The 20,464-nt window shown below is 62.8% G+C and carries 16 protein-coding genes and 1 pseudogene; 8 read left to right on the top strand and 9 right to left on the bottom strand.

Annotation, left to right across the window (positions count from 1 at the left end; translation table 11 throughout):
• Positions 1-97: 97 nt before the first annotated feature.
• From guaA to ABM562_RS07370, 4 genes are all read right to left on the bottom strand, one after another.
• Positions 98-1,675, bottom strand: coding sequence for a glutamine-hydrolyzing GMP synthase (gene guaA / locus ABM562_RS07385; RefSeq protein ID WP_115088526.1), 1,578 nt, complete (start codon positions 1,673-1,675; stop codon positions 98-100).
• 126 nt (positions 1,676-1,801) lie between these two features.
• A complete protein-coding gene (guaB, locus tag ABM562_RS07380; RefSeq protein WP_115088527.1) occupies positions 1,802-3,271 on the bottom strand; it encodes an IMP dehydrogenase in 1,470 nt (489 codons plus the stop codon).
• 85 nt (positions 3,272-3,356) lie between these two features.
• Positions 3,357-3,914, bottom strand: coding sequence for a sugar ABC transporter ATPase (locus ABM562_RS07375; RefSeq protein WP_115088528.1), 558 nt, complete (start codon positions 3,912-3,914; stop codon positions 3,357-3,359).
• A gap of 18 nt (positions 3,915-3,932) precedes the next feature.
• Entirely contained in the window at positions 3,933-4,715 is a 783-nt protein-coding gene (locus ABM562_RS07370) for a sulfite exporter TauE/SafE family protein (RefSeq protein WP_115088529.1), read from the bottom strand.
• 102 nt (positions 4,716-4,817) lie between these two features.
• Here ABM562_RS07370 and ABM562_RS07365 point away from each other — a divergent pair.
• The 7 genes and pseudogenes from ABM562_RS07365 to ABM562_RS07335 form a co-directional block, all read left to right on the top strand.
• Positions 4,818-5,690: pseudogene (locus tag ABM562_RS07365) on the top strand (LysR family transcriptional regulator); the annotation flags it as partial.
• Between the two features lie 134 nt (positions 5,691-5,824).
• Positions 5,825-7,204, top strand: a complete 1,380-nt coding sequence (xseA, locus tag ABM562_RS07360; RefSeq protein WP_115088530.1) for an exodeoxyribonuclease VII large subunit — start codon at positions 5,825-5,827, stop codon at positions 7,202-7,204.
• Positions 7,205-7,207: 3 nt separating this feature from the next.
• A complete protein-coding gene (locus ABM562_RS07355; protein WP_346616753.1) occupies positions 7,208-8,032 on the top strand; it encodes a peptidoglycan DD-metalloendopeptidase family protein in 825 nt (274 codons plus the stop codon).
• A gap of 311 nt (positions 8,033-8,343) precedes the next feature.
• On the top strand, positions 8,344-10,017 hold the full coding sequence (gene leuA / locus ABM562_RS07350; protein WP_346616754.1) for a 2-isopropylmalate synthase: 1,674 nt from the start codon (positions 8,344-8,346) through the stop codon (positions 10,015-10,017).
• A gap of 158 nt (positions 10,018-10,175) precedes the next feature.
• A complete protein-coding gene (locus ABM562_RS07345) occupies positions 10,176-11,315 on the top strand; it encodes a merozoite surface protein 3b (RefSeq protein ID WP_115088533.1) in 1,140 nt (379 codons plus the stop codon).
• The gene (locus ABM562_RS07340; RefSeq protein WP_134064115.1) at positions 11,315-12,754 is read left to right on the top strand and encodes a DUF6384 family protein; all 1,440 of its coding nucleotides are present in this window, start codon (positions 11,315-11,317) and stop codon (positions 12,752-12,754) included. The genes ABM562_RS07345 and ABM562_RS07340 overlap by 1 nt, the downstream gene beginning before the upstream one ends.
• 4 nt (positions 12,755-12,758) lie before the next feature.
• The gene (locus ABM562_RS07335; protein WP_134064117.1) at positions 12,759-14,111 is read left to right on the top strand and encodes a coiled-coil domain-containing protein; all 1,353 of its coding nucleotides are present in this window, start codon (positions 12,759-12,761) and stop codon (positions 14,109-14,111) included.
• Between the two features lie 67 nt (positions 14,112-14,178).
• Here ABM562_RS07335 and ABM562_RS07330 read toward each other — a convergent pair whose 3' ends face one another.
• Genes ABM562_RS07330 through zwf form a run of 3 tightly spaced genes read right to left on the bottom strand, consistent with a single transcriptional unit; the run spans position 14,179 to position 17,040 of the window.
• The gene (locus tag ABM562_RS07330; RefSeq protein ID WP_115088536.1) at positions 14,179-14,853 is read right to left on the bottom strand and encodes a bifunctional 4-hydroxy-2-oxoglutarate aldolase/2-dehydro-3-deoxy-phosphogluconate aldolase; all 675 of its coding nucleotides are present in this window, start codon (positions 14,851-14,853) and stop codon (positions 14,179-14,181) included.
• A gap of 17 nt (positions 14,854-14,870) precedes the next feature.
• The gene (pgl, locus tag ABM562_RS07325) at positions 14,871-15,584 is read right to left on the bottom strand and encodes a 6-phosphogluconolactonase (RefSeq protein ID WP_460421285.1); all 714 of its coding nucleotides are present in this window, start codon (positions 15,582-15,584) and stop codon (positions 14,871-14,873) included.
• Positions 15,571-17,040, bottom strand: coding sequence for a glucose-6-phosphate dehydrogenase (zwf, locus tag ABM562_RS07320; protein ID WP_115088538.1), 1,470 nt, complete (start codon positions 17,038-17,040; stop codon positions 15,571-15,573). The genes pgl and zwf overlap by 14 nt, the downstream gene beginning before the upstream one ends.
• Before the next feature lie 213 nt (positions 17,041-17,253).
• Here zwf and hexR point away from each other — a divergent pair, with 213 nt between their 5' ends.
• On the top strand, positions 17,254-18,114 hold the full coding sequence (hexR, locus tag ABM562_RS07315) for a DNA-binding transcriptional regulator HexR (protein WP_174242320.1): 861 nt from the start codon (positions 17,254-17,256) through the stop codon (positions 18,112-18,114).
• On the opposite strand, the gene ABM562_RS07310 is transcribed toward hexR, so the two are convergent.
• Together ABM562_RS07310 and ABM562_RS07305 are read right to left on the bottom strand one after the other, a co-directional pair.
• Positions 18,107-18,961 (bottom strand): D-hexose-6-phosphate mutarotase, encoded by an 855-nt coding sequence (locus ABM562_RS07310; protein WP_134064123.1) that lies wholly within the window; start codon positions 18,959-18,961, stop codon positions 18,107-18,109. The two genes, hexR and ABM562_RS07310, sit on opposite strands and share 8 nt — an antisense overlap.
• A gap of 143 nt (positions 18,962-19,104) precedes the next feature.
• The gene (locus ABM562_RS07305) at positions 19,105-20,451 is read right to left on the bottom strand and encodes a carbohydrate porin (protein ID WP_346616757.1); all 1,347 of its coding nucleotides are present in this window, start codon (positions 20,449-20,451) and stop codon (positions 19,105-19,107) included.
• Between the last annotated feature and the right edge of the window lie 13 nt (positions 20,452-20,464).

The following is a 20,464-nucleotide window of genomic DNA, read 5'->3' as shown; positions in this document are numbered from 1 at the left end:
CGAGACAGCGTTGAACCGCGGCATTAGATAGTTATCGCGACAAAAAAAAGCGCCATGCCCCGAGGGGACATGGCGCTTTCTCAAGCAACCGGCGGGATCATTCCCACTCGATGGTCGCTGGCGGCTTGCTCGACACGTCGTAGGTGACGCGGGAGATGCCTTCGATCTCGTTGATGATCCGGCCGCTGACGGTTTCCAGCAGCTCGTAAGGCAGGTGTGCCCAACGCGCGGTCATGAAGTCGATGGTCTCTACCGCACGCAGGGCCACGACCCAGGCGTAACGACGGCCGTCACCAACCACGCCCACCGATTTCACCGGCTGGAACACCACGAAGGCCTGGCTGACCTTGTGGTACCAGTCGGCCTTACGCAGTTCTTCGATGAAGATGTGGTCGGCGCGACGCAGCAGGTCGGCGTATTCCTTCTTCACTTCACCCAAGATGCGCACACCCAGGCCCGGGCCCGGGAACGGGTGACGGTAGACCATGTCGTACGGCAGGCCCAGCTCCAGGCCAAGACGACGAACCTCATCCTTGAACAGCTCACGCAGCGGCTCGACCAGCTTGAGGTTCATCTCTTCCGGCAGGCCACCAACGTTGTGGTGCGACTTGATCACGTGGGCCTTGCCGCTCTTGGCGCCAGCCGACTCGATCACGTCCGGGTAGATGGTGCCCTGGGCCAGGTACTTGATGTTGTGCAGCTTGGTGGACTCGGCATCGAATACGTCGATGAAGGTGCGACCGATGATCTTGCGCTTCTTCTCAGGGTCAGCTTCGCCGGCCAGGTTGCTCAGGAACTGCTCTTCGGCATTGGCGCGGATTACCTTGACGCCCATGTTCTCGGCGAACATGGCCATCACTTGCTCGCCTTCGTGCAGGCGCAGCAGGCCGTTGTCGACGAACACGCAGGTCAGCTGGTCGCCGATGGCCTTGTGCAGCAGCGCAGCTACTACCGAGGAGTCAACGCCGCCGGACAGGCCGAGCAGGACGTTGTCGCTGCCAACCTGGGCGCGAATCTGGGCGATGGCGTCTTCAGCGATGTGCGACGGGGTCCACAGCGCTTCGCAGCCGCAGATGTCGAGGATGAAGCGCGAGAGGATGCGACCGCCCTGCTTGGTGTGGGTCACTTCCGGGTGGAACTGCACGCCGTAGTAGCCGCGGGTGTCGTCGGCCATGCCGGCGATCGGGCAGCTCGGGGTGCTGGCCAGGATATGGAATTCTTCCGGGATGCGGGTGACCTTGTCACCGTGGCTCATCCACACGTCCAGGCCGAGGACGCCGTCGGCATCGACGTGGTCTTCGATGCCGTCGAGCAGGCGGCTCTTGCCGACTACGTCGACGCGGGCGTAACCGAACTCACGCAGCTCGGAGCCTTCAACCTTGCCGCCCAGCTGTTCGGCCATGGTCTGCATGCCGTAGCAGATACCGAATACCGGTACGCCCAGGTCCCAGACGGCCTGTGGCGCGCGCGGGCTGTCGGCTTCGTGCACGGACTCGGGACCGCCGGCGAGGATGATGCCGCGCGGGGCGAATTCGCGAATCGCTTCATCGTCCATGTCGAACGGGTGCAGTTCGCAATACACGCCGATTTCGCGCACACGGCGGGCGATCAGCTGGGTGTACTGGGAACCGAAGTCGAGGATCAGGATGCGGTGAGCGTGAATGTCGAGGGCCATGACTCAATCTCTGATGCAGCTGCAAGCTTCAAGCTGCAAGCTGCAAGTTGTTCGGGAGTTACGCGGTAGCCGCTGCAGAGCAACTACCGCTTGGAGCTAGAAGCTTGTCACTTGCCGCTGGAGGCGTTAGCCGACCCGATAGTTTGGCGCTTCTTTGGTGATTTGAACGTCATGCACGTGGGACTCGGCCATGCCGGCACCGGTGATGCGCACGAATTCAGGCTTGGTGCGCATCTCTTCGATGTTGGCGCTGCCGGTGTAACCCATCGAGGAACGCAGGCCGCCCATCAGCTGGTGGATGATCGCGGTCAGGGTGCCCTTGTACGGCACGCGGCCTTCGATACCTTCCGGTACCAGCTTCTCGGCACCGGCCGAGGAGTCCTGGAAGTAACGGTCCGAAGAACCCTGGGCCTGGGACATGGCGCCCAGCGAGCCCATGCCGCGGTAAGCCTTGTAGGAACGACCCTGGAACAGCTCGATCTCGCCCGGGGCCTCTTCGGTACCGGCGAACATCGAACCCATCATCACCGCAGAAGCACCAGCAACGATGGCCTTGGACAGGTCACCGGAGAAGCGGATGCCGCCGTCGGCGATCAGCGGGATGCCCGTGCCTTCGAGGGCGGCGGCGACGTTGGCGATGGCGCTGATCTGCGGCACACCGACACCGGCGACGATACGGGTGGTGCAGATCGAGCCTGGGCCGATACCGACCTTGACCGCGTCAGCACCGGCTTCGGCCAGGGCCTTGGCGGCAGCGCCGGTGGCGATGTTGCCGCCGATGACCTGAACCTGCGGGAAGTGCTCTTTGACCCAGCGAACGCGATCGATCACGCCCTTGGAGTGACCGTGAGCAGTGTCGACCACCACCACGTCAACGCCCGCGGCAACCAGCGCCGCAACGCGGTCACCGGTGTCTTTGCCGGTACCGACCGCAGCACCGACACGCAGGCGACCCTGGTCGTCCTTGCTGGCCAGCGGGTAGGCCTTGGCTTTTTCGATGTCGTTGACGGTCATCATGCCCTTGAGGGCGAATTTTTCGTCGACGATCAGCACGCGCTCGATGCGGTGCTTGTGCAGCAGCTCGCGGGCTTCGTTCTTGTCGGCGCCTTCGCTGACAGTGACCAGACGCTCTTTGGGCGTCATCACTTCACGTACGGTGGCATCCAGACGGTTTTCGAAGCGCACATCGCGGGAGGTGACGATACCGACCAGGTCGCCATCGTGGAGCACCGGTACACCGGAGATGTTGTGCAGGCGGGTCAGCTCGAACAGGTCACGTACCGTGGCGTCAGCCTCGATGGTGATCGGGTCCTTGACCACGCCAGCCTCGAACTTCTTGACCTTGCGCACTTCGGCAGCTTGCTGCTCGATGGTCATGTTCTTGTGGATGATGCCGATGCCGCCTTCCTGGGCCATGGCAATGGCCAGACGGGCTTCGGTCACGGTATCCATGGCGGCGGAAACCAACGGAATATTCAGCTCGATGCCACGGGTCAAACGGGTCTTGAGACTGACTTCATTGGGTAGCACCTCTGAATAACCAGGCACTAGGAGAATGTCGTCGAAGGTCAGGGCTTCTTGGCTGATACGCAGCATCGCGGGGGCTCCCGGGCGGGAAAAATGGAAGCGCGCCATTATACTCATCCCGTGCCCTTCGCTCAATGCCAAGATGGGCCTTCGGTCAGTTACCTTCGCGGGTTACCTGCACGACGGCCACCGGTTGGTCCAGCCAATCGGCGAAGTTATCCAGAAAAGCCTGCGTGAACCCCGCCGCACTCCAGTTATTGAAGATGAAGCCGAGGTTGGAAAACGCGCAGGGCTGGAGGAACAGAAAACCGTTGATGTCATCTTCATGGCCGCACAACGGGCAAACGAAGTTTTCTGTGCGCCCGGGCATCCAGTCCTCCAGGCTTTCGAATAGCGCCACGCCGACTTCCTTGCGGCATTCAGCGCAGCCGGCTTCTTCAAGAAAGCCCTCGGTCGGGGTATAGATACAGCGCTTGGTAATGACCTCAAGGCCATTGACCGGCAGGTCGTACGGCAGCAGTTCCGGCCGTTCGACCACCTTGCGCGCGCCTTCGGCGATGGCATAGGCCATGCGGTTGCCGGTGCTGCCACAGGTGCTCAGTTGCTCCTCGATGACCTTCTCGCGCACCAGCCAGCGCAGGATTGCCCGGGCACGGGGCTCATGCACGGGGACGGTGGAAATCTTCGGGACAATAATGCTCTGGGTCGTCATGACAGCGGCCAAACAGGTTCAAAGGTGCCAGTTTACCTCACTCAGGTAGCGGCCGATCAGGGCAATGCCGCTGGCCAGCACCAACCAGGTGACCAGGCGTACGAAGGTGTCGCGTGACATGTTCAGGGTCAGGCGCCGGCCCAGGTACAGCCCGACGGCCATCATCGGCAACAAGCACAGCGCCAGCAGCAACAGCGGCAGGTCGGCATACACGCCGGCGATCAGGAACAGGCTCAGGCGCACCACGGTGCTGCAGCTGATCAACGCGCTCTGGGTGGCCCGCGCCTGCTCCTTGGAGGGCAGGCGGGCATTGAGGTAGAGGGCATATAGAAAGCCGCCGCTGCCGAACAAGGCACCGAACAGGCCGCCCACCGTTCCCATCGGCACCGACCAGGCGGCCGACAGCTGCGCCGGCTTGACCTTCACCGCCAGGCTGTACAGGGCATAAGCGCTGATAAACAACCCCATCAACAACAGCAACAGGTCGGACTTGAGGTTGAGCAAAAACACCACGCCCAGGGTACAACCCAGCGCCATGCACGGCAGCAGGCGCATCAGCTCCGGGCGCGCCACCGCTTTGCGCGCCGGCAGCCAGTTGCCGAAGGCGGCGACAAAATCCAGCAACACCAGCAAGGGGATGATCCGCGACAGCGGCATGAAGTTGATCAGCACGGGGCCGGCCACCAGTGCGGTGCCGAAGCCGGCGATGCCGAAGACGATATAGGCGGCGCCGATGCCCAGCAGGATCGGCAGCCAGTCGAGGGTGGTAAAAGGCAATTGGGCAAGCAGGGTCGAGAACATGGCGGTCTTCACCAGTGGATGTAGGGAAACTTTAGTCAGCAGCAAGCCATGCCGACTAATATGCAATTACCTTATTAGCCATCTTGAAACGGCATAGCACCGATGATTTCCACCCGTCAGTTGCGTTACTTCGTCGAAATTGCCGAAAGCGGCAGCTTCAGTGCGGCCGCCGAACGCCTGTTCATCGCCCAGTCGGCCCTGAGCCGGCAGGTCAAGGAGCTGGAGTCACACCTCGACACCCTGCTGTTTGAGCGCACTGCACGCCAGCCGCGACTTACCGCAGCGGGCCAGGCATTTTTGCCGCGAGCGCGGACCTTGCTGGTGGACCTGGAAAAAGCCGAACGCCTGGCCCGTGAGGTTGGCCAGGGCGTGCGTGGCAGCCTGCGCCTCAGTCATTCCAGCACGGTGCCGCTGACCGGCCAGTTGCTGGCGCGCCTCAGCGGCTATCTGAATGACAACCCGGGCGTATCCATGGAAATCGCCCAGCAGTCGTCCGAGGCGCAGCTTGAAGAACTGGCCGCGGGTCGCCTGGAGCTCGGCCTGCTGCGCTTGCCGGTGCTGCGTCAGCATGAAGGGCTTTGTGTCCAGCCATTGTTCGAAGAACCCCTGTTGCTGGCGGTCGCCGAGGGTCATCCATTGGCTGAAGAAAGCAGCGTTTGCCTGGCGCAGCTGCGTGACGAGCCTTTTATCTCCATCCCCCATCGCCAGCGTGGCGGCCTGAGCTACCTGTCTGCCGAATTGTGCATGGGTGCAGGGTTCTTTCCGCAATCGGCGCGCGTGGTGTCGCGCAAGACCACTCAGCTGCAGTTGATCCAGGCAGGTTTTGGGGTGGCGTTGTTGCCGCAATGCATGGAGGAGATTGCCCCGGCTTCGCTGCGCTTCATTGCCCTGGCCGATGAGGGTTGCCGCAGTACGGTGGCGCTGGCCTATCGGCGCGATGCCGGGGCTTTGGTTGAGCAGTTCATCCTGCATATGGGGGCTGCTGCGCAGCCCATCGCCGGCAACAATGGGCCGGAATACACAGCTCCTGTGGGAGCTGGCCTTGCCAGCGATGAAGACACCGCCGAGCCACTGCCACCCCGGCTCCACAATCCTTTATGATGCAGCCCATGATCAAAGACCCCTTCGAAAGACTCGGCCTGGACCGCGAAGTCCTGACCGTCAGCCAACTCAACGGCCGCGCCCGGGTGCTGCTGGAAGACGTGTTCCGCAATGTCTGGGTCGAAGGCGAGATCTCCAACCTCGCCCGCCCGGCCTCCGGTCATGTCTACTTCACCCTCAAGGACAGCGGCGCCCAGGTGCGCTGCGCGCTGTTCCGCCAGAACGCCGCGCGGGTCCGCCAGGCCCTGCGCGATGGCCTGGCGGTCAAGGTGCGCGGCAAGGTCTCGCTGTTCGAGGGCCGTGGCGACTATCAATTGATCCTCGACACCGTCGAGCCGGCCGGCGACGGTGCCCTGCGCCTGGCCTTCGAAGCGCTGAAGGAAAAGCTCGGCGCAGAAGGCCTGTTCAGTACTGAAGCCAAGCTCGCCCTGCCCGCTCACCCGCAGCGCATCGGCATCGTCAGCTCGCCCACCGGCGCGGTGATTCGCGACATCATCAGCGTGTTCCGCCGCCGAGCACCGCAGGTCGAGCTGACCCTGATCCCCACCGCCGTACAAGGCCGCGAAGCCATCAAGCAGATCGTCCGCGCCCTGCAACTGGCCGACAGCCGCGGCTTCGACGCGCTGATCCTGGCCCGGGGCGGCGGCTCGCTGGAAGACCTCTGGTGCTTCAACGAAGAAGCCGTGGCCCGCGCCATCGCCGCCTGCAAGACGCCGATCGTCAGCGCCGTCGGCCATGAAACCGATGTCTCGATCAGTGACTTCGTCGCTGACGTGCGCGCCCCGACGCCGTCTGCCGCCGCCGAGCTGCTGGCCCCGGACAGCAGCGACCTGCAACGGCGTATCGACAGCCTCAAGCGCCGCCTGTTGCTGCGCATTCAAAGCCGCCTGATGCACGACCGCCTGCGCCTGGACAGCCTGACCCGGCGCCTGCGCCACCCGGGCGAACGCCTGCGCCAACAGGCCCAGCGCCTGGACGATCTGGACATGCGCCTGCGCCGCGCCTTCGAGCAGCGTCTGAACCAGCGCCGCGAACGCCTCGCGCGCCTGGACACGCGCTTGGCCGCGCAACACCCCGGACGCACCCTGGCCCTGCTCAAGCAACGCCTGGACAGCCTCGCCGAACGCCTGCCGCGGGCCATGCGCGACACGCTCAAGGACCGCCGCCAGCGCCTGCAAGCCCAGGTCCAGACCCTGCACGTGGTCAGCCCCCTGGCGACCCTGGGCCGTGGTTACAGCATCCTCCTCGACGAGCGCGGCCAAGCCATCCGCAATGCCGCCCAGACCCACAACGGACAACGCCTGACTGCCCGCCTGGGCGAAGGCGAACTGCAGGTACGGGTCGAAGACAATCACCTGACTCCGGTCACGCTTTCTTTACTGGATTGAATCATGCCCCGTCTGTTTGCCCCGCTGTTGCTGCTGTGCCTGATGTTCGCCAGCAGTGCCCAGGCCAGCTACATCACCCGCCAACTGAACAAGCCGGTGCCCGGCGGTGTGGCGGTCATCGACCTTGGCCCGGCCGCCGCGGCACCGATCGCACGCTTTGATGGCAAGCCGGTGCTGGTGGTCAAGGAGCAGGACCGCTGGCTGGCCATCGTCGGCCTGCCGCTGACGCAAAAGCCCGGTACCGCACAGCTCACCGAGGGCACGCGCACCCTGAACTTTACTGTCGGCAGCAAAAAGTACCCGGAGCAGCGCATTACCCTGAAGAACAAGCGCCAGGTCAACCCCGACCCGGCCGACCTCAAGCGCATCGATGCCGAGCTTGCCGAGCAGATCAAGGCCTACCGCAGCTTCAGTCCCAACCTGCCGAGCAACCTGATCCTCGACAAGCCGGTCAGCGGCCCGCTGTCGAGCAAGTTCGGCGTGCGCCGTTTCTTCAATGGCGAAGAACGCAATCCGCACGCAGGCCTGGATTTTGCGGTACCCGCCGGCACGCCAATCAAGACCCCGGCCAACGGCAAGGTCATCCTTGTCGGCAACTACTTCTTCAATGGCAACACGGTGTTCGTCGACCATGGCCAGGGCTTTATCAGCATGTTCTGCCACATGTCGAAGATCGACGTAAAACCCGGCCAGCAGCTTAGCCGCGGCGCCGTGGTTGGCCGGGTAGGTTCGACCGGCCGTGCCACAGGCCCGCACATGCACTGGAACGTCAGCCTCAATGATGCGCGGGTCGATCCGGCCATTTTCATCGGTGCCTTCCAGCCCTGAGGGCTGAGTTGCGCTATTAAAAAAGACCGCGCAACTGGCGCGGTCTTTTCATTCATGAAGCGCCATAAAATCTCGACAATTCTCGTTTTTTAAGCATTTATCTCAATTTTTTCGCAAGGCTTGCCATCTTTAACCCCACTGGTTAGGGTTGAAGCCATGAAAACCTTTCAGACCCTCATCCTGCTTCGTCAACATCGCAGCCTCTGCCTGGTCAGTGCACGACTACCAAGCTGAATCGCGTCGCCTCGCCTTTTCATCTCGTTTTCGTTCGGCGGGCCCCTTTCAAGGCCGCACATTCAAGGATTGCTTTCATGACCATGCTCAAAGACCCTTCGAAAAAATACAGCGCCTTCGCGACCGTCAACTTGCCTGACCGCACCTGGCCTTCGAAGACCATCACCGAAGCGCCGATCTGGTGCAGTTCGGACCTGCGCGATGGCAACCAGTCGTTGATCGAGCCAATGGATGCGGCGAAGAAGCTGCGCTTCTGGAAGACCCTGGTCAGCGTTGGCGTGAAAGAAATCGAAGCCTCGTTCCCGTCCGCTTCGCAAACCGACTTCGACTTCGTCCGTACCCTGATCGAAGACGGCCATATTCCGGACGACACCACCATCCAGGTGCTGACCCAGGCCCGTGAAGATTTGATCGCTCGTACGTTCGAATCCCTGCGCGGCGCGAAAAAGGCCATCGTCCACCTGTACAACGCCACCAGCCCGTCGTTCCGCCGCATTGTCTTCAACCAGGACAAGCAAGGCGTGAAAGACATCGCGGTGAACGCGGCGAAATTGTTCGTCAAATACGCCGCCCAGCAGCCGCAAACCCAGTGGACCTTCCAGTACTCGCCAGAGACCTTCAGCGCCACCGAACTGGAATTCGCCAAGGAAGTCTGCGATGCGGTGATCGAGGTGTGGAACCCTACCCCGGAGCACAAGATCATCCTCAACCTGCCGGCTACCGTCGAAGTCTCGACGCCGAACATCTACGCCGACCAGATCGAGTGGTTCGGCCGTAACGTCAACCGCCGCGACAGCGTGATCATCAGCCTGCACACCCACAACGACCGCGGCACTGGCGTGGCCGCTACCGAACTGGGCCTGATGGCCGGCGCCGACCGTGTCGAAGGCTGCCTGTTCGGCAACGGCGAGCGTACCGGCAACGTCGACCTGGTGACCCTGGCGTTGAACCTTTACACCCAGGGCATCGACCCTGAGCTGGATTTCTCCGACATCGACGGCGTGCGCAAGGTGGTCGAGGAGTGCAACCAGATTCCGGTGCACCCGCGTCATCCGTACGTTGGCGACCTGGTTCACACCGCGTTCTCCGGCTCGCACCAGGACGCCATCCGCAAAGGCTTCACCCAGCAGAAGGATGACGCCAAGTGGGAAGTGCCGTACCTGCCGATCGACCCGGCCGACATCGGCCGCAGCTACGAGGCGGTGATCCGCGTCAACAGCCAGTCGGGCAAGGGTGGCATCACCTACCTGCTCGAACAGGAATACGGCATCAGCCTGCCACGGCGCATGCAGATCGAGTTCAGCCAGGTGGTACAGGGTGAAACCGACCGCCTGGGCCTGGAGATGACTGCCCAGCAGATCCACTCGCTGTTGCACCGCGAGTACCTGCAGGCCAACTCGCCGTACGCGATGGTCAGCCATCGCCTGCAGGAAGAGAACGGCCACAGTGCGGTGGAAGTGGAAGTCGCCGGTGAAGGCGAGACCACCCTGCATTGGCGCGGCAAGGGCAACGGTGCCCTCGAGGCCCTGGTGGCCGGCTTGCCGATCGCCGTGGAAATCATGGACTACAACGAGCACGCCATCGGCGCGGGTACCAACGCCAAGGCTGCGGCCTACATCGAACTGCGTGTCGCCGGTGGTCGTCCGGTGCATGGCGTGGGTATCGATGAGAACTTCACCACTGCCAGCTTCAAGGCATTGTTCAGCGCCCTGAACCGTTCGTTGAGCCAGCAGGCTGCCAAGGCGGCCTGAGCCATACGCTGAGCTGCAACCGAGTGCCCGCCTCCATCCGGAGGCGGGCACTTTCGTTTGCGCCCGAGAAAAATCGTCGGTCAGCTTGACGGCAACCCCCGGTATACTCCCTTCCTCGCTTTACCCTGCGCTGCGCGCACATCATGAAAGGACACTCGATGAGCAACTACCTCGAGCGGGCACTGAGTGGCCTGCGCACCATCGGCATCAACCTCCTGCGCCCTGTCCAGGACGCCCCCGTGCTGATGCTGCTCGACCGCGTGGCGCAGTACGACAGCAGCAAGGTCACCTCGATCGCTGCGGTCCTGCAGCAATCCACCGCTTTCAACAGCATGGTCCGCGAGCAGATCGAGGGCATGGACATCTCCACCCGCTTCATGGACATCACCCAGAGCTTCACCTCGATCCGCGAAGACGCCGCGGCCATGGCCGGCTGGATGGACGACGGGCGCCTGGACAGCATGGAAAAACTCAAGCTGGCCTGGATGAACGTGCGCCGTGGCTCGATCCCCAGCCGCTTCAACGACATTCGCGACAACTACCTGCAGGTGTGCAAGTCGGCCAACGACCAGATCAGTCGCGAGACGGTGATCCTTGAGTCCTACATGGACTTTCGCATGGCCATGAAGGCTGCAGAGGTCGAAGCCCAGCAGGTGCTGGCCATTGCCGGCCAGGCCCTGGAACAGCGCACGGCCGAACTGAATGAGGCAAACCAGCAAGTCGCCGCCGCCGAATCGGCCGAGCCGGCCGAACGTGCCGCGCTGGAACTGCGCCGCGACGAAGCCGTGCGTGCCCTGCAGGACGAAGACAAGCGCTACCAGATCGTCAAGGACATCGCCGATGACCTCAAGGTCGGCTACAACACTGCCGAGATGGTCTTCGCCCGCATCAACCAGGTACACGTGATCAAGGAGCGCCAGTACCAGCGCATGGTCTCGTTCTTCTCGACCAACGAAGTGGTGCTTACCGGCCTTGCCGTGTCATTCACCGCCAACAGCGGCCTGGCCGAGGCGACCCATACCCTCAATGCCACCACCGATGGCATCAGCAAGGGCCTCGAAGCCCTCGGCAGTACCGGCAACCAGCAGCTCGAAGCCGCGGTCAAGGCCAGCTACGGCTCGACCATCAAGGTCGATTCGGTACGCGCGCTGGCCGACGCCACGCTGTCGTTCCAGACCGACATGAACAGCCTCACCGAAACCTACCGGGCCGAGTCGAGCAACGCTTCGCGCGACATCGCTGCCGCGGTCGAGGATGCCAAGCGTAAATTCGCCGCGCTGCTCAGCAAGGCGGCCTGATGACCAGCATCCCACTCTCCGAACAGCTCGGAGCGATGGCGTTCGTCGACGAATTGCGCCACCAGCAGGTGCAAATCCAGGAACACCTGAACCTGCCCAAGCGCCGCGCCGAAGTCGCGGCGCGTATTCGTGACTACTACCAGAGCCACAACATCGCCTTCGACGAGGCGCTGATCGACCAGGGCGTGCGCGAGTTCTTCGCCCGCCGGCTGATGTTCGAAGCCCCGCCGCTGAGCTGGCGGGAAAAGCTGCTGAGCAAGGCATCGATGGCGCGCGGCCAGCTCTACAAGCTGTTCCTGGCAATCATTGCCGCGGCGCTGATCACCCAGTGCACACGCATTGCCCACGACAGCGGCATTACGGTCGAGATCGAAAACAGTGCCCGTGACCTGCGCTGGCATGATGAAGACGTGCGCACCGAGATCCAGCTCAATCACAAGCAGCTCGAGCAGTGGCAGCAAAAGGCTTTGGCCCAGCCCGATGTCGCCGTCAGCCGCATTCTCGATCAGGTCCGGCAAACATTGCCGCCGCTGGATCAGACCTTTGCCAGCGATGTGCCGCAGTTCGTGCGCAAGACCAACCGCGACAGCGTCAAGACCCTGGTCACGCAGCGTGAGGCGCAGATCAAACTGGCCCGCCAGGCCATCTCCTCGGCCCGCTCTGGCTTCGCCACGGTAGAAGGTATCTACCAGCAGCGCGATAAACTGGCCAGGCTCCTGGCGATGCCGGCCTATACCGAAGGCCTCAAGCCGTTCCCCAATCTCAAGGAACTTGCCAGTTCGGCTGACCAGCAACTGCTGCAAGTCAAGGATACTGACACGCTCAAAGCGGCCGGCTTCCAGGTCGGCAAACTGGATTATGAGATCGATCGAGTCTCCTATTGGCTCGAACAGATCACCCTGCGCGATCAGTTGCAGCAGCGCCTGCAGGCGATGCCGCTGGCCGCCGGTGACCGAGCGCAACTACAAGCGCTGCTCGCCCAAGCCAACAACAGCCTGCACAACGAGGACGTCAGCCAGACCGGCGATCAGCTCAAACACCTCAAGCGGATGCTCGACTTCGCCGCCGTGCCGCTGACCCTGCAGATCGTCGACCGCACCGGGATCAAGTCCGGGGTCGAGCGTTGCTACGACCCCGCCGGCTGCAACCGCGGCGAGGACACCGACAAGGGCAAGAGCTGGTTCCTGGTGGTCGAGGCCACTGACGCCGGCGGCATCAGCGCTGAAGTACCGGTCACCAGCTCCGAAACCGGCAAACAACGCTGGAGCCGCCTGTTCGCCGTGCGCGTCAGCCAGGCCGAATACCTCAAGGTCAAAGTGGACAAGCTCGACGATGGCCATATCGATGACCGCATGATGGGCAGCAAGGCTGCCAACTCGCTGACCCTGCGCTTCAACCAGCGCACCACGGGCAACCCTGACATGATCATGGACTGGTGAACACATGACCCCTTCTACCCTCACCGGCACCGTGGCGCAGAACGCCCGCAGCAGCGAGGCCTTGCTGCGCAGCGCCGAGCAACTGCTGTCGGCCCTGAGCGATCAGGAAGCGCGCCTGGAACAGGACATCCTCACCCGGCTGAGCAACATCGCCACGCTAAAGCTCGAACATCGACCGGCCCTGGACCAGGACACCCTGCTGCAACTGCAGGCACGCCAGGATGCCGAAGCGCAACTGCGCGCCGAACTTGCCCGGGTCGAAACCGATATTGCCGTGTCGCTGGCCGACCAGCACACCGTGCGCAGTCGCATTGAGAGCATCGACCGCCAGGTCAAGGATCAACTGGTGCTTGAGCCTGACTGGTGCGAGCTGGGCGAGCAGTTGCGGGCCGCGCAAGAGGCCAACGGCGAAGCGCTTACCGGCTATCAGGAGATCCGCCAGGAGTGCGTCGACAAGCTGCCTTCGTACAGCGCCAACCCGATCTACTACCACTTGCTCAAGCGCGATTACGGCACTGACCAGTACCGCTACAACTTCCTGCACCGCTGGCTCGACAACAAGCTGGCCAAGCGCGTCAACTTTGTCGGTAACCGCAACAACGAGCTGATGCTGCGGGCCATGCAGACCCGCAACGAAGAGCTGCAAGGCGAACGCCTGAGCCTGATTGCCGGGCTGCAGGACGCTATCGACCAGCGTCTGGCCCAGGCGCGTACAGCGGCAGGGATGGACCCGCTGACCCGCGAAGACGTCACCCTGAACAAGCACATCGTCGCCGCCAAGGCCCGGGCCAACGAGCAACACCAGCAATTGGCCAATTTTGCCGGTAAACAGGACCCGCATTACCTGCGGATCCGTCAGAACATCACCGAACGCCTGCAGGCACAGACCATCGAACAACTGCTGGTCGAAGTACAAAAGACTCCGGACAACAACGACGACAAGATCGCCGCCCAGCTCAAGGAGCTGTACCCGCGCCTGCGTGACGTACAGGACCGCCTGCCCGAGCTGCGCGACCAGCATGACCGTGCCCTGCGCGACTATGAGCGGGCCAAGGAGCTGGAGCGGGCGCTGCGCACCGACTATTACCGTGACAGCGACTACAACTACTACACCACCTTGAGCATCGAGCGCCTGCTGGCCGACTACATGACCCGCGACCTCAGCCTGCACGCGCTGGAAACCGTGCTGCAAAGTGGCCGACGCCTGGTGCCGCGCAGTTCTTCGTCCAGCAGCTCTTCGTCGTTCAGCTGGTCGAGTTCCGGCTCCAGCAGTTCAAGCTCAAGTTCGAGTTCCAGCGATTTCTCCACCTCCAGCAGCAGCGGTGGTGGCAGCTTCAGCACTTCGGACAGTTTCTGAGCAGGCAAAAAAAAGGTGCGCCGACCAAGCGCACCTCAAAGCCGTGTAGCACACAACGAATTCGGTTTCAGTCCAGCAGTGCCAGGGCCTCGGCACTGCAGGCCTGGATACGGGCCCAGTCGCGGCTCTTGATCCAGCTGCTGTCGAGCATCCAGGTACCGCCCACACACATCACATTGGCCAGGGCCATGTAGTCCTTCACATTGCCCGGGTTGACCCCGCCGGTGGGGCAGAAGCGCACGTCGCCGAACGGGCCGCCATAGGCCTTGATCGCCGCCACGCCGCCGCTGATCTCAGCCGGAAACAGCTTGAAGCGCCGGTAGCCCAGGGCATAGCCCATCATGATTTCCGACGGTGTGCTGATACCTGGCAGCAGCGGGATGTCGCTGTCGACGCCGGCCTCAAGCAAGTCCTGGGTAATGCCCGGGGTGACCACGAACTGCGCGCCAGCCGCCTGCACGGCAGCAAACATGTTGCGGTCGAGTACGGTGCCAGCCCCGATGCACAGCTCCGGGCGCTGCTCGCGCAGCACCTGGATGGCCTTGAGGCCGTGGGACGAGCGCAAGGTCACTTCCAGGGTCTTGATACCACCGGCTGCCAGGGCATCGGCCAGAGGCAGGATGTCTTCTTCGCGGGCGATGGTGATCACCGGCAGAATGCGCGCCTGGGTGCAGATCTGATCGATCCGGGCAATCTTGTCGGCCATGGAAGCTCCCGGCTGTTTCAGTTCATGCGTGGTCATAACGGCGGATCCTTGGCTCATGGGCACCAGTAAATATCCAGAGGGTCTTGTAAGAAGGCACGAATCGGCATCTCGGCCTGGTCATCGCCGGCCAGCGCGGCGCGCAGGGTAGCGAGTTTGCCCGGGCCTTGCACTGACAAGGCGGTAAATCCGGCGCGGGCCAGCAGCGCCCGGGTCATGCTCAGCCGTTGATGCTGCACGCTCGGCGCCAGCATCGGCAGGCAGCGACGGGGGCTGTTCGGGTCGAGACCTTCGGCAAGGTTCGGGCTGTTGGGGAACAGCGAGGCGGTATGGCCGTCATCGCCCATGCCCAGTACCAGTACGTCGATACCCGGCAGTTCGGCCAGGGCCCGATCGGCTTCCTGCGCAGCGGCCTCAAGACTGCCTGCGGCGCGATAGAGGCTGAGGAAACGCGCCTTGGCAGCAGGACCGGTCAACAAATGGCGCTTGAGCAGGCCGGCATTGCTGTCGGCATGCTCGACCGGCACCCAGCGTTCATCGGCCAGGGTCACCAGCACCTTCGACCAGTCCAGCGGCTGCTTGAGCAGCGCGGCAAAAAACGCCACCGGGCTGCGGCCGCCCGACACCACCAGGGTGGCCTGGCCCTTGGCGGCAATGGCCGCATTCAGGCGCCCTGCCACATCCTTGGCCAGCCCTTCAGCCAGCAGCGCGGGTGTATTGAAATCACGTGCCGTGACCTTCGCCGGCAGTTGCAGTTCAGATATCGCCATACCAGGACCTCCCATCGCGGGTAATCAGTGCAATCGAGCTCATCGGCCCCCAGGAACCGGCGGCATAGGGCTTGGGCGCGTCGCCCGACTGTTTCCAGCCGGCGATCAGCTGATCGCACCACTTCCACGCGTATTCGATTTCATCCTTGCGCACAAACAGGTTCTGATTGCCGCGCATCACTTCCAGCAACAACCGCTCGTAGGCATCGGGGATCCGCGCACTACGCCAGGTGTCGGAAAAATTCAGCTGCAAGGGCCCGCTGCGCAGCTGCATGCCTTTGTCCAGACCCTGCTCCTTGGTCATTACCCGCAAGGAGATACCTTCGTCCGGCTGCAGGCGGATGATCAGCTTGTTGCCGATCTGCAAACGCTGTTCCGGGGCGAAGATGTAGTGCGGGGTTTCCTTGAAGTGGATGACAATCTGCGACAGTTTTTGCGGCATGCGCTTGCCGGTGCGCAGGTAGAACGGCACCCCGGCCCAGCGCCAGTTGCGGATATCGGCACGCAGGGCGACGAAGGTTTCGGTGTCGCTCTGGGCGTTGGCGTTGTCTTCTTCCAGGTAACCGGGCACCGGCTTGCCTTCGCTGTAGCCGGCAATGTACTGGCCGCGCACCACCTGGGTGCTCAGGCCCTCGCCCTTGATCGGCGCCAGGGCTTTGAGCACCTTGACCTTCTCGTCACGGATGCTGTCGGCCGAGAGGTCGCTGGGCGGGTCCATGGCAATCAGGCAGAGCAACTGCAACAGGTGATTCTGGATCATGTCGCGCAGTTGCCCGGCCTTGTCGAAATAGCCCCAGCGCCCTTCGATGCCGACCTTCTCGGCGACGGTGATTTCCACGTGGGAGATCGAGTTCTGGTTCCACTGGGTTTCGAACAGGCTGTTGGCAAAGCGCAGGGCAATGAGGTTCTGCACCGTCTCCTTGCCCAGGTAGTGGTCGATACGATAAACGCGGTTTTCCGGAAAATACTGGGCCACGGCGTCGTTGACCCGCCGTGAGGATTCCAGGTCATGGCCGATGGGTTTTTCCAGCACCACCCGGGTACGGGCGCTGAGGCCGGCTTTGTCGAGGTTCTCGCAAATGCCGCCATACACCGCCGCCGGGGTGGCGAAATAGGCGATCAGCTGGCTGTCGCTGCCGACCTGTTCGGCCAGGGCCTGGTAGTCCTCGGCCTTGAGGAAATCCACGTGCAGGTAGGTCAGGCGCGCCAGAAAGCGCTGCAGCACCGGCGCCTCGATCTGCCCGGCAGGCACGAACTCCTGCAGGTGCGCCTCGATCGACGCCAGGTGCTCATCGACACTGCCCGGCTCGCGGGCCAGGGCCAGCACCCGGGTGTCGGCGTGCAACAAGCCGGCCCGGTCGAGCTGGTAGAGCGCCGGAAACAGCTTGCGCAAGGCCAGGTCGCCAAGGGCGCCAAACAGGGCAAAGGTGCAGGGTTCAACGCTGATCGAAGCCATGATGTTGGTTCTTTTATCAAGTTGACGTAGAAATACCGTTTTCAATCGCAGTTTTCAAGGAATAATGTAGTAAAAACCACAACATTTTACCCAGTGGACAGATTCAAGTGGTGTGCCAACCATGCCATCAGTACGATAGGCCACCGTGTCAAAAGCCCGCTGCTGTCGCCAGCCGGCTGTCTCAACGACCCAAGGAAAACACCCATGGACCGCGTGCGAAACCTCCTGGAGCAGATCCAGGGCCGCCTCGAAGAGCTGAACAAGGCTGAGCGCAAAGTCGCCGAAGTCATCCTGCTCAACCCCCAGCAAGCCACTCGTTTCAGCATTGCCGCCCTGGCCCAGGCTGCCAAGGTCAGCGAGCCGACGGTAAACCGCTTCTGCCGCTCGTTCGGCGTCAGCGGCTACCCCGAGCTCAAGCTGCAACTGGCGCAGAGCCTGGCCAGCGGCGCTGCCTACGTCAGCCGGGCAGTGGAGGCCGACGATGATCCGGCGTCCTACACCCAGAAGATCTTCGGCAGCGCCATTGCCTCGCTGGACAGTGCCTGCCAGCAACTGGATCCGCAGCTGATCAGCCGCGCCGTCGACATGCTGATCCAGGCCCGGCAGATCCACTTCTTCGGCCTCGGCGCCTCGGCCCCGGTAGCGCTGGATGCACAGCACAAGTTCTTCCGCTTCAACCTGGCGGTGTCGGCCCATGCCGATGTGCTGATGCAGCGCATGCTGGCCTCGGTGGCCCACACCGGCGAGCTGTTCGTGATCATCTCCTACACCGGGCGCACCCGCGAGCTGGTCGAAGTCGCACGCCTGGCCCGGGAAAACGGCGCCTCGGTGCTCGGCCTGACCGCCGCCGACTCGCCGCTGGCCAAGGCCAGCAGCCTGAGCCTGAACATCCCGCTGCCGGAAGACACCGACATCTATATGCCGATGACTTCGCGGATCATCCAGCTGACCGTGCTCGACGTGCTGGCCACCGGCATGACCCTGCGCCGCGGCGTCGACTTCCAGCCGCACCTGCGCAAGATCAAGGAAAGCCTCAACGCCAGCCGTTACCCGATCGACGACGAACTCAACTGAGCAAGTGCGCCTGCAGACGCAGGTGCGCTTGCTCACCCGGCGCCAGGCTCAGGCTGTCACTGCTGCCACTGGCCGCCTCGACACAGACGAAGCCCAGGGTTTCGCTGCCACTGACACCCATCAATGGCCGACTGCCGGGGTGCCAGACCACGGTGTCTTCGCTGTCACCGGTGTCGATGCACAACTGGCGCTGCCAGGCCGGGTCGTGCAACTGCAGGGTCGCCGCATTGGGGAACACCCGCTGGCACCCGCCGTGGACCTTCAAGGCGCCCTTCTGGCGACAGGCCTGACGGTTCAAACGGTCGTAACCCTCAATGTTTTCTAGCCCAGATAGCGCTATCTCAGAAACGTCACTAATACGCCAGTAAGCCAGCAGAGCATGACTCAACTGACAAGGCTGGCTGTCCTGATGCTCGGTACTGAGTTGCAGCTCCATGCGTTTGCCCAGCGTGGCCACCAGGTCGACCTGCCAATCGCACAGTTGCAGGCGCCACTTGAGGGTCACGCCCTCTTCGGTTTCGCTGCTGTCGATCAGCTTCCAGTCGAGCAGGCGCGCCCAACCGTGGGCCGGCCACATGTCTTCGCTGGGGTGACGGCCGTACCAGGGCCAGCACACCGGCACACCGCCACGGATCGCGCCGACTTGTGGCCACTGCGCCGCACACCACAGCCACGGGCGCTCGCCCTGTGGTTGGAAGTGCAACAATTGCGCGCCCTGACGGCTGAAGACTGCCTGGCATTGCGGGTGATCGATGATCAGCACATCGCGCTGCTGGTAACGCTCCCACTCGAAGGTCGGCCGCGGCCTCTGCGAGGTGAAGAAACGTTGTAGCGGGTGCTCTGGCATGGCGGGGAACTCTTGTTATTCAGTGGGAACGCTATCGCTGGCAAGCCAGCTCCCACAGGATCTGCGCAATCCATGTGGGAGCTGGCTTGCCAGCGATCGACCGCACAGCGGTCGCAATATGCGTAAATTTACAACATATCGCCTCAGAACGACGACTGAATCTTCAACCCGGCGACCAGCGCGTTATCCACCTCGTCCACCCCGCCCGGGCTCTTGATGTACTGCAGGTTCGGCCGCACGGTCAGCCAGTTGGTGACATGGAAGCCGTAGTACAGCTCGGCGTTGTACTCGGTCTTCTGGATCGGCACGAAGCCGGCATCGTTGTAATCCTCTATGCCGCTCTGCTGATTGAGCAACTGCGCACGGTCCTTGACGTCGTCATTGACGTGAATCCGCGCCACACCAAAGCCGATGTCATCCTTGGGCCGGCCATCGAAGGCGCCCTTGTAGACCATGCCAACCTGCTGGTAGTTGTCCACCACGTTGGTAGCCTTGTCGTGCACGGTGAAGTTGGCGAACAGGCTCAGGCCGCGGTTGGCATCACCGTTGTGCGTAGTGACCTGCTGCTGGGCCACCACCCACCAGCCATGTTTGCTCGAGTGCGACTTGAAGGCTGCGCCGGTCAGCGCCTGGGGCTGGCCATTGACGTCGTCATACAGGTCATCGGCCTTGGCCGTGCTGTAGTAGTAACCCAGACGGTACTCACCCGGCAGGCCGTTGACCTGCGGCGACCAGACCAGCTCCACCGGCAGGATCATGCCCTTGGTGCCGCTGCCGCTGAGCTTGAAGCCGTTGCCGGTTTCAAGGTTGGACGGGTTCTGTTCATACACACCGACCTGGGCGAAGAACTCCGGAGTGATGTTGTATTTGACCCGCATCGCCCACTGGCTGACCGGCCAGTTGTACCAGATACCGCCAACCCAGTTGCCCACTTGCGAGCCGCAGAACGCCAGGTTCTGGAAGTCGCAGGGGAAGCTGTTGAAGTCCTCGCCTTCGCCAAAGCGCCCGACCTTGATGTCCAGGGCGCCATCGAAATACTTCTGCTTGACCCACATCTGGGTCAGGCGCCAGGTCTGGCCGCGCCCCCAGACTTCCTGCACCGAACTGAACTGCCCGGCACGCGGGTCGCTGATGCGGTCGTTGGACAAGTTGCGGCCGCTACGCTCGGTGATCGCCAACTTGAACTCGGCATCCTGCCAGCCGAAGATCTTCTCCAGGTCCAGGTGCGCGCCGAGGGCGAACTGGTCGCTGTAGCGCGCGGTCTTGTCGTCGTTGTAGCCACCGTTGAGGTTGCCGGCCACCTCACCGACGTAGTCGAGGGTGAAGTCGTAGCCTTTCTCCAGCAGCTCGGTGCGGGTACCGCCCCAGTCGCCGCTCATCCATTTCGACTCCGGGGCAAAGGCGCCAGCCGCCTGCGCCCCGCAACTGAGGCCCAGGGCCGCCAGCAGGGTCAACGGCGCCAGAGGCTTGATACGCTTGAAGTGATCCATCCCTTGTTTCCTC

This window comes from Pseudomonas sp. ZL2 (assembly GCF_054788455.1).
The sequence above is the reverse complement of the archived record's forward strand: the minus strand, read 5'-3'. Positions and strand labels throughout refer to the sequence as shown.